General features: G+C 62.2%; 12 protein-coding genes. 7 read left to right on the forward strand and 5 right to left on the reverse strand.

The genetic code is table 11. The features are described from left to right. From kdsA to FN835_RS04285, 3 genes are read right to left on the reverse strand one after another with little or no spacing between them, the layout of a single operon-like run. A complete protein-coding gene (kdsA, locus tag FN835_RS04275) occupies window positions 1–834 on the reverse strand; it encodes a 3-deoxy-8-phosphooctulonate synthase (RefSeq protein WP_142661972.1) in 834 nt (277 codons plus the stop codon). Further along, the gene (locus FN835_RS04280; protein ID WP_142661973.1) at window positions 831–2,549 is read right to left on the reverse strand and encodes a KpsE/RkpR family capsule polysaccharide export protein; all 1,719 of its coding nucleotides are present in this window, start codon (window positions 2,547–2,549) and stop codon (window positions 831–833) included. Before FN835_RS04280 ends, kdsA begins: the two co-directional genes overlap by 4 nt. Then, entirely contained in the window at window positions 2,533–3,186 is a 654-nt protein-coding gene (locus FN835_RS04285) for an ABC transporter ATP-binding protein (protein ID WP_142661974.1), read from the reverse strand. The genes FN835_RS04280 and FN835_RS04285 overlap by 17 nt, the downstream gene beginning before the upstream one ends. Window positions 3,187–3,392: 206 nt before the next feature. Between FN835_RS04285 and FN835_RS04290 the strand changes: the two genes are divergently transcribed. Then, the gene (locus FN835_RS04290; RefSeq protein ID WP_142661975.1) at window positions 3,393–3,995 is read left to right on the forward strand and encodes a uracil-DNA glycosylase family protein; all 603 of its coding nucleotides are present in this window, start codon (window positions 3,393–3,395) and stop codon (window positions 3,993–3,995) included. Next, window positions 3,982–4,734, forward strand: a complete 753-nt coding sequence (locus FN835_RS04295; protein WP_142661976.1) for an SseB family protein — start codon at window positions 3,982–3,984, stop codon at window positions 4,732–4,734. The genes FN835_RS04290 and FN835_RS04295 overlap by 14 nt, the downstream gene beginning before the upstream one ends. Before the next feature lie 72 nt (window positions 4,735–4,806). Here the strand turns inward: FN835_RS04295 and mepK are convergent, their stop codons facing one another. Beyond that, entirely contained in the window at window positions 4,807–5,367 is a 561-nt protein-coding gene (mepK, locus tag FN835_RS04300; protein ID WP_142661977.1) for a peptidoglycan L,D-endopeptidase MepK, read from the reverse strand. A 416-nt stretch (window positions 5,368–5,783) separates the two neighbouring features. On the opposite strand from mepK, the gene FN835_RS04305 reads away from it, so the two are divergent. From FN835_RS04305 to FN835_RS04325, 5 genes are all read left to right on the forward strand, one after another. Then, window positions 5,784–7,334 (forward strand): L,D-transpeptidase family protein, encoded by a 1,551-nt coding sequence (locus FN835_RS04305; protein WP_246098648.1) that lies wholly within the window; start codon window positions 5,784–5,786, stop codon window positions 7,332–7,334. A 28-nt stretch (window positions 7,335–7,362) separates the two neighbouring features. Beyond that, the gene (gene lpxD / locus FN835_RS04310) at window positions 7,363–8,487 is read left to right on the forward strand and encodes a UDP-3-O-(3-hydroxymyristoyl)glucosamine N-acyltransferase (RefSeq protein ID WP_142661979.1); all 1,125 of its coding nucleotides are present in this window, start codon (window positions 7,363–7,365) and stop codon (window positions 8,485–8,487) included. Window positions 8,488–8,499: 12 nt separating this feature from the next. Further along, on the forward strand, window positions 8,500–8,760 hold the full coding sequence (locus FN835_RS04315; RefSeq protein WP_142661980.1) for an acyl carrier protein: 261 nt from the start codon (window positions 8,500–8,502) through the stop codon (window positions 8,758–8,760). Between the two features lie 134 nt (window positions 8,761–8,894). Further along, window positions 8,895–10,103: a beta-ketoacyl-[acyl-carrier-protein] synthase family protein gene (locus FN835_RS04320; protein WP_142662205.1), complete on the forward strand. Its 1,209-nt coding sequence runs from the start codon at window positions 8,895–8,897 to the stop codon at window positions 10,101–10,103. A gap of 79 nt (window positions 10,104–10,182) precedes the next feature. Beyond that, entirely contained in the window at window positions 10,183–10,506 is a 324-nt protein-coding gene (locus tag FN835_RS04325) for a 2Fe-2S iron-sulfur cluster-binding protein (protein ID WP_142661981.1), read from the forward strand. Between the two features lie 30 nt (window positions 10,507–10,536). On the opposite strand, the gene FN835_RS04330 is transcribed toward FN835_RS04325, so the two are convergent. Further along, a complete protein-coding gene (locus tag FN835_RS04330; protein ID WP_142661982.1) occupies window positions 10,537–11,190 on the reverse strand; it encodes a TetR/AcrR family transcriptional regulator in 654 nt (217 codons plus the stop codon). Window positions 11,191–11,216 lie beyond the last annotated feature (26 nt).

Genomic DNA, 11,216 nt, shown 5'->3' on the forward strand with positions numbered 1-11,216 from the left:
TCAGCCCATCACCGGATCGGATTTTGCCAACTGGTCGAACCGCATAAGCGAGGCGATCAGGTCCGGCATCTTGTCCAGATAGATCATGTTCGGCCCGTCCGAAGGCGCGTGATCTGGGTCCTGATGCGTCTCGATAAAGACGCCGGCCACGCCCAGCGACACAGCGGCCCGCGCCATGACCGGCGCATATTCCCGCTGCCCGCCCGAGGAGCCGCCCTGACCGCCGGGCTGCTGCACCGAATGGGTGGCGTCCATGATGACCGGATAGCCGGTCTGCGCCATGATCGGCAGGCTGCGCATGTCGGCGACCAGCGTGTTATAGCCAAAGCTCGCGCCGCGTTCGGTCAGAAGGATCCGCTCATTCCCGGTCGATGCAACCTTGTCGGCGACGTTGGGCATGTCCCAGGGCGCTAGGAACTGGCCCTTCTTGATATTGACCACCGCCCCTGTTTCGCCCGCCGCCAGCAACAGATCGGTCTGGCGCGACAGGAATGCCGGGATCTGGATGATGTCCACGACCGCGCCCGCCGCGCGGGCCTGTTCGATATCATGGATGTCGGTCAGGACCGGGCAACCGATGCGGTCACGCACCTCCTCCAGCATTCGCAGACCTTCATTCATGCCGATCCCGCGCTTGCCCGAAAGCGAGGTGCGGTTGGCCTTGTCGTAGCTGGCTTTGAAGATGAAGCCCGCGCCCGATGCCGCGCAGGCCTTGGCCAGCTTTTCAGCGATCATCAGGGCGTGGTCCAGCGTCTCAAGCTGGCAGGGTCCTGCGATCAGGACCAAGGGAAGGTCGTTGCCGAATGTGACGTTGCGGACCTGGACGTGTTTCATGAAGATACCTGTTCGCGAAGGATCGAAGCGGTCAGCGACAGCATCAGGTAGATGCCGGCGAAAAGCAGGAACGCGACAATCGTGTTCTGGAAAGCCTTGGGATAGGTCGCCTCGTCGGGCGGAACGGGCGCGATTGAAAGCGCGAGGTAGCGGACCTGCTTGTTCGCCTCGATCCGTGCGCTTTCCATCTGCGCGGCGGCGGTGGCAAGCAATTCCTGGCGCGTCACAAGATCGGATTCAGCGATACGGATTTCACCCGCAATGGACGCGAGCGAGCCGCGCACAGCGTTCCCTTCGGTCAACTGCGCGCGGGTATCGGCCAGCATGGTCTGCAGTCGCGAAATATCGCCTTCGACGCCAGCGACACGGCTGCGGTTGGGCACATCGTTGGATTTCAGCTGGCCAAGCTCAAGCTGCTTGGTAGCCAGTTGCCGCTCAAGCTCGGCGATATGGCCCATGATGACGCTGCTTTCGGCAACAGGGTCCAGCACGCCCAGCTTTTGCTGCAATTCCTGCACCCGGACCTGCGCCTGCTGCACCTTGGTTTCGGCATCGTTATAGCTTTCGACCGAGCCGCGCATCTGGTCTTCGCGCAAGCGGGAGGTCAGCTGGTCGATCTGCCCTTCGGCGTATTTGATCAGCGCCAGCGAGAATTGCTGGCTTAGCGTCGGATCGGGTGCGATGACTTCCATGTTCAGCACGCCCTCGGTAGGGTCATAGCCGATCTTTACCGAATTCTGGTAAAGCTTATACGCCTGTTCGTTCGTCGCATCCGGGGCCAGTCGCAGGATCGGATCGATCGAGGCATCCTGAAACGCCTTTTTGAAGCCCAGATCCTTGTCCAGCCGCATCATGGCGTCGCGCGAACTCAGATAGCTTTGAACCGATACGGAATCCGGGTTGGTCGCCAATTGGGTGCCGCTGAACAGGCCGCTAAGTCCGCTGGTATTCGCCTGTTCGGCCTGCTGGATCTGGAACTGGCTGTCAGTCGCGTAAAGCGGCGTTGCCACGGTGAAATAGTAATAACCCGCAATCAGCGTCGGGATGCCGACAAAGGCCACCAGCCGGGCAAACAGCATCAGCAGCTTGCGGCGGCGGCGCCGGGCGATGTCGCGCTGGATGCGCATGATCTCGGCCGCGCGCCGGTCCTCGGTCAGTTCCTCGCGCGTGGGCAGGTTGGTCGAACCCGGCGCGATGGGCACGATTTCGGTGCCGCGCCGCTTGGGCATGTTCTGCCGTGCGGGTGCCGGGACGTTCGCGCGTGACTGCGCCTGATCGTTGATGATCTGGCCCAAGGCTGCGCGGTGAAACGGGTCGATACCGCGATCGCGCAGCAGAACCACCGCCTCATGATCCGAGGCGGCCTGAATTTCATGCATGGCCGCGATCCGGCCTGCCATGCGCAATTGCCGGGCGGTCAGGTTCTCGGCCTTCACCGCCTCGATCCGGGTCTGGATCGACGGCTCGGCTGCCGCAGGGGCGGGCAAAGGTTTTTGTGCCGCACCGGGGAATTGCATCCCCGCAAAGCCGTCATCGTCCCCATCCGGGGCAAACAGGCTGGACGGGTCTGCCGCGATGCGCGCCTTGGCATCGTCGCGCTTGTGGACTTCGACTTGCACCGAACGGGGCGAAGCGGCGCCGGGTTCGCGCCCAAGGGCCAGAACCGATTCCTCGCGGCTGATGCGATAGACGCGCGCCTTAGGCGGTGTAGTCATAATACTGCTTTGCCTCTTCGAGCGTTTCAAATTGATATAGCCTGCCGTCGCGCAGAACAGCGGCAGTGCTGCAGAATTTTTCAATCGTGCGCGCCTGATGCGACACCACGACGACCGTCGCGGATTTCAGCCGCTCATAAAGCACCGCCCCGGCTTTGCGGTTGAATTCCACATCGGTCGTCGTGGGCATGCCTTCGTCGATCAGATAGATGTCGAATTCCAGCGCCAGCATCAGCGAAAACGTGAAACGCGACCGCATCCCCGCGCTGTAGGTGCCCACCGGCATGTCGAAATATTCGTCGATGTCGGTCAGCCAACGGCAAAACGCCTCAACGTAATCGGGGTCCAACCCGTAAATACGCGCGATGAATCGTGCGTTTTCATTAGCGCTTAGCGTCGGGGTCACGCCGCCCATGAAGCCCAGCGGAAACGAGACGCGGCAATCCGTTCGGATCGTGCCCTCATCCGGTTTCTCCAGACCGCACATCATGTTGATCATGGTGGTCTTGCCGGTGCCGTTTGGGGCAAGAATACCGATCGACCTGCCAAGCTCGATCCTGAAGGATGCCTGTTCCAGGATCACCTTGCGTTGCGTGCCGGTCCAGAACGACTTGGACACATTATCGAATTCAATCATCAGGACGCCTCGATGCCGCAGCGCCGCAATAGCGTTACCGTCGGCGATGGTAAATGACTTAAACGCACGACCGCCGCGTCCGGTCGGATGATCCTGGCCGGACAATATGCCCGGACCGCGTTCCTGTCCACTCTGGCGTGCATTGCCCGATTTATCGTGATCAGGCGGGGCTTAATTTCGTGCCATTTCGTTCATATTTTCCAGGCATGGACCTGTCCGCCCGTATTTCCCGCTGCAACCTATGCGCGCCGCGTTTCGCCGTGACCGCGACCCGTCATGCACCGCGTCCGGTGGTCTGGTTTCAGCCCGGAGCGCGTGTGTTGATCGTGGGGCAGGCGCCGGGGATGCGGGTTCATCTGGCGGGGCGGCCCTTTGCGGATCGTTCGGGCGACCGGCTGCGCGACTGGATGGGGGTGGACGATGCCGTGTTCTATGACCGCGCCCGCATCGCCATCGTCCCGATGGCATTTTGCTTTCCGGGCTATGATGCAAAGGGGTCAGATCTGCCGCCGCCGCCGATCTGTGCGCAGACCTGGCGCGATCAGGTCATGGCGCAATTACAGCCACGCCTGACGCTGCTGGTCGGCGGTCATGCGCAACGCTGGCACCTTGGAAAGCCCGGTCCGGGCGGCGTCACGGCGACGGTGACGGGCTGGCGCGATCATGCGCCGGGGATCTTTCCCTTGCCTCATCCGTCGTGGCGCAATACCGGCTGGCTGAAACGAAACCCGTGGTTCGATGCCGAATTGCTTCCGGCGCTGCGTCACGCGGTTACCGATGCGTTGAAGGATGAAGATGACCCAGCTTGATGACCTCTGCCGCCGCCCGTTCCACGAAGCCCAGCCCGCGCAGCGTGCCCGCATCCTGTCGCGCCTTGCAGATACCGAGCTTTTCGTGGCGCTGACCGCCGAACCCGTCGGGGATCAGGCGGAATTGCAGATCTATGACCTGCCGGACGGCGCGGTGGCCCTTGCCTGCGATGCCGAAGATCGGTTGGCGGGCTTTCTGGGCGGTCCCGTGTCCTATGTCGCGCTGCCGGGTCGGGTGCTGGCCGCGACTTTGACACCCGAAGGGCGCGGGCTGCTGCTGAACCCCGGCCACCCGTCCGAAATGCTGCTTGAGGCCGAGACGCTGGATTGGCTGGCCCGCGCGCTGGAGGCAGAGCCCAGCATGGCGGGCGAGGATGCGCCCGAAAAGATCGGCGCGCCGCGTCCACAGGCCTTGCTGCATCTGGCCGAGCCACTGGCACAGCGTCTGGGCGATATGCGGGGCCTGATCGAATCGGCGGCGCTGGTCGCCTGTGACTGGGCAGATGGCCGGACGAATCACATGCTGATCCTTAGGGGCGTGGACGAAGATCGCCGCGCGCCGATCGCCAAAGCCTTTGCTGAACTGCTGGCGTTCCTGCCCGAAGTGGCGGGCGGAACCGACATCGCGTTCAGCGATTCGGCACTGCCCCGGCTGGCATTGGTGCTGGAGCCGCCGCCGGCCACTGCCGACGAACCCGTGCCGCAGCGCGATCCGAATGCGCCGCCGCGTCTGCGTTGACCCCCGGAAAGCGCGAAGACCCGCCCCAAAGGGCGGGTCTTAGCATGATCGCGCGATCTTGAACCTGCGTGATCAGGCGCCCCAGTGGCGCACCGGTCCGCAATCCATGTGAACGAAATTCGAGCGCGAATATTTTCCAACGCCACCAGCCTGGCAGGCTGCGGCAGCTTTGTACATCTGCGAAACCGAACGCGATTTAAGGCGTAGGTCAGCAGCTTTCCCCACCATGTGCAGCGAATTGCGGGCAACGCCCGAAGAACGCGAACGCAGCATGGCATTGGTTTTGGGGGAACGGTAACCCGACAGCATCATGTAGGGTTCGTTGGTCTGCAGCAGCCTGTGCGAGGCAGCGGCAATATCGATGGTGCGGGGATCGACCCCGATCACTTCGCCCGTGCGCCAGTCGCGCATGAAGACGTTGATTTCATTCAGTGCGTCGCGGATGTATTTCCCATCGACCCAATAAACTGTGTCGATGCTTTCCCCGGTGCGTCCCGAATACATGCGGACCCGGCGAATATCGCCTGCGCCGCGCATCAGACCGAAGGCATTGGCCATAACCGGCGCTGCTGCCACCGTCGTCGTCGCGAACACACCAAGGATGCCGCGACGCGAGATAGTTTCAAACGTCATGTCAGATCGCCTGTCCTGCTTCGTTTGTTTTGCCGGCCCATTCTCCGGCAGGCTCCGGTTTACCCGGAACTGCTTAACAATATGTCACCACCGCGCGAGCCGAGGAAAGCAAATCATTCCCTGCAAGGCGGAACTTCGCCATACTCGGCAACAATCCGCCGATGATTAAGGCGATTCGGAACGCAACTGAAGGTTTTGAAAATCCCGTGGTCGCAAAGCATCACTGCCGCAACAAAACTGTTACCGTCTCTCGACCCAGAACCCAGCAAATGTCAGGTATTTCGCACCTGAGGATAGGGTTTTCGGAATTGGCTGGGACGTTTTCGATTCGCGCATTGGTTGTTGCGGCCCTTTTGGGCGGATTTGCGCTGACGCAACCCAAGGTTGCTTTCTCGCAGGCGCTCGAGGTCGCGCCGGTGGCTGCGCTTCCCGCCCCGCGCCTTGCCTTCTCGGGTGCGGAAATGGAGTTGGCCCAAGCGGTTGCGGGCTATCCGGGCCTGGCCGATTTCTATGGCAGCAACGGTCTGAAACCCATCTTTCAGGGCGAACAGGGTGCGACCCGCCGCGCGGCGTTGATTGACGCGATCGGGCAGGCGGCAAGCCATGGCCTGCCGCCCGCGCGTTATGGCCAGACGCGATTGGCCGAACTTGATCGGGCAGGGGCCGATTCGCTTGATGGCGAACTGGCATTTGCCGTCAGCTTTCTGCGCTGGACCCGCGATCTGAACGGTGGCCTGCTGGAACCCCAGCGCGTCGACCCAGGCATCAAGCGGAAACTGGAGCGTCCGGGCACCGGAGATCTGCTGCGCGGCTTTGTCGCCAGCACCGATCCAGCGGCATGGCTGGAGGGGCAGGGACCGCAGGACCGCAACTATCAGGCGTTGCGCACCGCATTGCATGGCAAGTCAAACCTTGTCGCGGTTCCCGGCACGCCGCTGGTCCCGTCCGGCACCTGGCGCGAGGGCATGAGCGGGCCGGAAATCGGCCTGCTGCGCGGCAGGCTGGCCGCGATGGGTTTTTTGCCCAGCCCAGCCGTCGCCTATGACCAGTTTGACGCGCCGCTGGCGGTGGCCGTGGCCGAGTTTCAGGCCGAGGCAGGACTTAGCCCTGATGGGGTCGCCGGTCCCCGCACCGTCGTCCGCCTGAACGGCGGACCGGCCGAGGGCGCGACCGCGATCCTTGTCGCGCTTGAGCGGATGCGCTGGATGTATGGCCAAGACCCGATGGCGCGTCAGGTCTGGGTCAACCTGCCCGAATTCAGCGCTCGCATCATGGATGGTGGGCAGGAGGTCTTTGAAACGCGCGTGGTCATCGGCAAGGCGGACCCGGAATACGAGACCCCCGAGTTTTCCGAGACGATGAAATACATGGTGGTCAATCCGCGCTGGAACGTACCGCGTTCGATCACCGTCAAGGAATATCTGCCGCGTTTGCAGGCCAATCGCAACGCCGTGCGCCATCTGGATGTTGTGGACGGCGCGGGCAATGTCATTTCGCGCGACCGGATCGATTTCCGCAAATACACGGCGTCCAACTTCCCCTATCGGATGCGGCAGAAACCCAGTGATGACAATGCATTGGGCGCGGTCAAGTTCATGTTCCCGAACCCTTGGAACATCTATCTGCACGACACGCCGACCAAGCATCTGTTCAACAACAGCACCCGCGCCTATTCGCATGGCTGCATCCGCATCGGTCGCCCCATGGATCTGGCGCATGAACTGCTGCAAGGGCAGGTCGGCAACCCCGAGGGCGTGTTTTCCAAAGCGCTTGCCTCGGGGCGCGAGACGTATCTGAACCTGAAATCCCCCGTTCCGGTGCATCTGGTCTATTTCACGGCCTTTCCCGATGCATCGGGCAAAATCCGGCGTTTCCCGGATATTTATGGCCGCGACGCGCGGGTCTATCAGGCGCTGGTGGCGGCGGGCATCGACAGCGGACTGGATTCTGTCGCCCTGCGCAACTAGATCATCCCCAAGGAAAAGGGGATCTCGCATGACGATAACCATGGCGGAACTGGCATTGGCGCTGGACGCCCGGCTTTGGGGTGACGGCGCGCAAAAGGTGACGGGCGCGGCCGAGGCGGGACAGGCGGTTGACGGGCAGGTCTCATTGGCGACGACACCCGCCTATGCCGAGCGGCTGGCCCCCGGCAGCATCGCCATCGTGGCCGAAGGCATGGACCCCGACGCTTACGGGCTGAAGGCTGCCGTTCTGGTGCAGCGTCCGCGCGTGGCCATGGCCAGCCTGACCCGCGCCTTTGACCGCGGGCTGGAACTTGCGCCCGGCATCCACCCGACCGCTGTGATCGACCCCAGTGCAGAAATCGGCGACGGCGCGGCCATCGGCCCCTTTGTCGTCATCGGCGCGCGCGTGCGGATCGGGTCCGGGGCGCAAATCGCCTCGCACGTTTCGATCGGGCGCGACACGGTGATCGGGCGCGACCTTCTGGCGCATCCGGGCGCGCGCATCGCGCATGAGGTGACGATCGGGGATCGCGTCATCGTGCATCCCGGCTGTTCCATCGGTGCGGATGGTTTTTCGTTCGTCACGCCCGAGAAATCCGGGGTCGAGGAAATCCGCGAAACGCTGGGCGAACGCCGCGCGATCCGCGAACAGCACTGGACCCGCATCCATTCGCTGGGCGGGGTCGAGATCGGTGACGATGTCGAAATCGGTGCAAATACCACTATCGACCGCGGCACCATCCGCGCCACCCGCGTCGGACGCGGCACCAAGATCGACAATCAGGTGCAGGTCGGCCACAACTGCATCATCGGCGAAGACGTGATGCTATGCGGCCTTGTAGGCATCGCAGGCTCGGCCCGGATCGGCAATCGCGTGGTTCTGGGTGGGCAGGTCGGCGTGTCCGACAATATCTTTGTGGGTGATGACGTCATCGCGGGCGGTGCCACGAAAATCTTTACAAATGCGCCCGCAGGCCGCGTGCTGCTGGGCAGCCCCGCCGTGAAGATGGAGACCCATGTCGAGGCGCAAAAAAACATCCGCAGGTTGCCGCGCCTTTATGCACAGGTGGCAGAGCTTCGTGAAACTGTTAAGAAACTGATGGAAAAGCGCCCGGACGACGGTTCCAATACCAAGGACCGCAGCGAGGGCTGATTGGAGGCCGAAATGACAGAAGTCCGTGACCGCATCATCCAGATCATTGCCGAACAGGCCATGCTGGACCCGGCGCAACTGAAGCCCGAAATGTCCATTCAGGAAATCGGCATCGACAGTCTTGGCCTTGTCGAATCCATCTTTGCCATCGAAGAGGAATTCGACATCTCGGTGCCTTTCAACGCCAATGAGCCGGAGAAATCGGACTTCGACATCTCCTCGCTCGGCTCGATCATCGCAGCCGTCGAGAAGCTGGTTTCCGAAAAGGCATGAGCGCCAAACGTAAGGGTGAAAAGCCCGCGAAATCAGGCGCAAAGACCAAAAAGGTCACAGGCAAGGTGAAGTCCGCAACCAAGGCCGCGCGGACTTTGCTGGGCCGGGTGATCATGGGGCGTCATGCCAACGGGATGCGTCGCGTCGCGATCACCGGCATGGGCACCATCAACGCGCTTGGCCGCGACGTGCGCTCGACCTTCGAGGCGATGCGAGAGGGGCGCTGCGGCATCGGTCCGCTGGATTTCCGCGATGTGGACCGGCTGGCCGTCAAGATTGGCGGTCAGGTCCGGGACTGGGAGCCGGAAACCTATTTCAACCGCCAGCAGATCGTCCTTTACGATAAGTTCACCCAGTTCACCCTGCTTGCCGCGCGTGAGGCGGTCGAACAGTCCGGGCTGGTATTCGAAGGCGAGCTTGGCCTGCATTCCGGCGTCGTGCTGGGGACGGCTGCGGGCGGCATGAACACGTGGGACGAAAACTATCGCACGGTTTATGAGGAAGGAAAGAACCGCGTTCACCCCTTTGTCGTGCCGAAGCTGATGAACAACGCCGCATGTTCGCATCTCAGCATGGAATACGGGTTGCTTGGGCCCAGCTTCACGGTCGCGACCGCCTGTGCCAGTTCGAACCATGCGATGGGCATGGCTTTCAACATGGTCCGCTCGGGCGCGGCCACGGTCATGCTGACTGGCGGGTCCGAGGCGATGCTGTGCTTTGGCGGCGTCAAGGCGTGGGAAGGTCTGCGGGTCATGTCCAAGGATGCCTGCCGCCCGTTCTCGGCCACCCGCAACGGGATGGTGCAGGGCGAAGGTGCGGGCATCTTCGTCTTTGAGGATTGGGAACATGCCGTGGCGCGCGGCGCGGATATCCTGGCAGAGGTCGTGGGATTCTCCATGTCAGCGGATGCGCAGGATATCGTCATGCCTTCGCCCCAAGGGGCCGAGCGGACGATCACCAACGCCATGCTGGACGCGCATATGCGTCCCGAGGAAGTGGGCTATATCAACGCCCACGGCACGGGCACTGCGGCCAATGACAAGACGGAATGCGCAGCGGTGGCCCATGCCTTTGGGCATCACGCAGATCGGCTAATGATCTCATCGACCAAATCCATGCATGGTCACCTGATCGGCGGCACGGGCGCGGTCGAGCTGCTGGCCTGCATCATGGCGCTGCGTGACGGGGTGATCGCCCCCACGATCGGTTACGAAGAACCGGACCCGGAATGCGCGCTGGACGTGGTCCCGAACGAGGCGCGCGAGGCGAAGGTGGATGCCGTCCTGTCGAACGCCTTTGCCTTTGGCGGGCTGAACGCGGTCATCGCGCTTCGCAAGGTCTGAACGGGCAGGGCGCGGCTGCGCGCCCTTTCCTAACTGCCAGCAATGACCTATCTGGTCAGGCAAGCGAAGGAAGGCACCCATGGCAAAGATCACCTATATCGAGCATAACGGCACCCCCCACGAAATCGACGTGAAACCCGGCATGACCGTGATGGAGGGCGCGCGCGACAATGGCGTTCCCGGCATCGACGCGGATTGCGGCGGCGCCTGCGCCTGTTCGACCTGCCATGTCTATGTCGCGGCGGAATGGATCGACCGTCTGCCCGCCAAAGACCCGATGGAGGAGGACATGCTGGATTTCGCCTATCAGCCCGATCCCGCACGTTCGCGCCTGACCTGCCAGCTGAAAGTCACGCAGGAACTGGACGGGCTTGTCGTTCACCTGCCAGAGCGTCAAATCTGATCCGCCCAAGGCGCATCTGATGCGGATTTGTCAGTTCATCGTCGTTTCGGTCGCCATGATTTTGGCCCGAGGGGCGTGAGCGGACATCACGCAGTCCAGAAAATCATCAAAAATGTCGGCGGCCATCATGGCCGCCGCACGCTCATCCTGCTGCAGCCAAGGATCGGTCGCACGTTCGATGATGACGATATTGCCGCCCCGGACCAGACAGTGCAGCATCAGGATAAGCTTGGGCACGTCGGTCTTGGGGTCAAGAATGCCAAGATCGCACATCTCATGAAATTTACGCTCGAAAAGATCCCGCATGGACAGCGTAAAGCGGTGAAGCGCGCTGTCATCGGCAAAGGTGCCGTTAAGGCCCTGTGTCAGCAGCCGGAAAAGCGTGGGATTGTCGCTGGCCCATTCGCTATAGCTTCGCGCCAGCGAACGAAGCTGCATGTCTGGCCTTCGCGACGCCGAGCCGATCATCCCCTTGCGTAGGGAATCGTTCAGCAGCACGACCGCGTGGTAAAGCAGCCCTTCGTCCAGGTCTTCCATCGATGCGAAGCAATGCTGTGCTGCATCGGGATCGACTTCGGCAATATGGGCAAGCTCGTGAATGGTTCCGGGCAGAACTTCGCCCCGGTCCAACAGCTCTTTCGCTGTGACGATCAACTTCTGGTATAGGTTTCCCTGTTCCGCCATCTGACGCCCCTGCGTTGGCATCATCA

Origin of the sequence: Paracoccus laeviglucosivorans (assembly GCF_900182695.1) — a bacterium.
GTDB classification, from domain to species: Bacteria; Pseudomonadota; Alphaproteobacteria; order Rhodobacterales; family Rhodobacteraceae; genus Paracoccus; species Paracoccus laeviglucosivorans.

Bases quoted from the DNA above. Each gene is read 5' to 3' on its own strand.
- mepK (WP_142661977.1), bottom strand. From the start codon at position 5,367: ATGACGTTTGAAACTATCTCGCGTCGCGGCATCCTTGGTGTGTTCGCG.
- lpxD (WP_142661979.1), top strand. From the start codon at position 7,363: ATGACGATAACCATGGCGGAACTGGCATTGGCGCTGGACGCCCGGCTT.
- FN835_RS04325 (WP_142661981.1), top strand. From the start codon at position 10,183: ATGGCAAAGATCACCTATATCGAGCATAACGGCACCCCCCACGAAATC.
- FN835_RS04290 (WP_142661975.1), top strand. From the start codon at position 3,393: ATGGACCTGTCCGCCCGTATTTCCCGCTGCAACCTATGCGCGCCGCGT.
- kdsA (WP_142661972.1), bottom strand. From the start codon at position 834: ATGAAACACGTCCAGGTCCGCAACGTCACATTCGGCAACGACCTTCCC.
- FN835_RS04315 (WP_142661980.1), top strand. From the start codon at position 8,500: ATGACAGAAGTCCGTGACCGCATCATCCAGATCATTGCCGAACAGGCC.
- FN835_RS04280 (WP_142661973.1), bottom strand. From the start codon at position 2,549: ATGACTACACCGCCTAAGGCGCGCGTCTATCGCATCAGCCGCGAGGAA.
- FN835_RS04295 (WP_142661976.1), top strand. From the start codon at position 3,982: ATGACCCAGCTTGATGACCTCTGCCGCCGCCCGTTCCACGAAGCCCAG.
- FN835_RS04330 (WP_142661982.1), bottom strand. From the start codon at position 11,190: ATGGCGGAACAGGGAAACCTATACCAGAAGTTGATCGTCACAGCGAAA.
- FN835_RS04285 (WP_142661974.1), bottom strand. From the start codon at position 3,186: ATGATTGAATTCGATAATGTGTCCAAGTCGTTCTGGACCGGCACGCAA.
- FN835_RS04320 (WP_142662205.1), top strand. From the start codon at position 8,895: ATGCGTCGCGTCGCGATCACCGGCATGGGCACCATCAACGCGCTTGGC.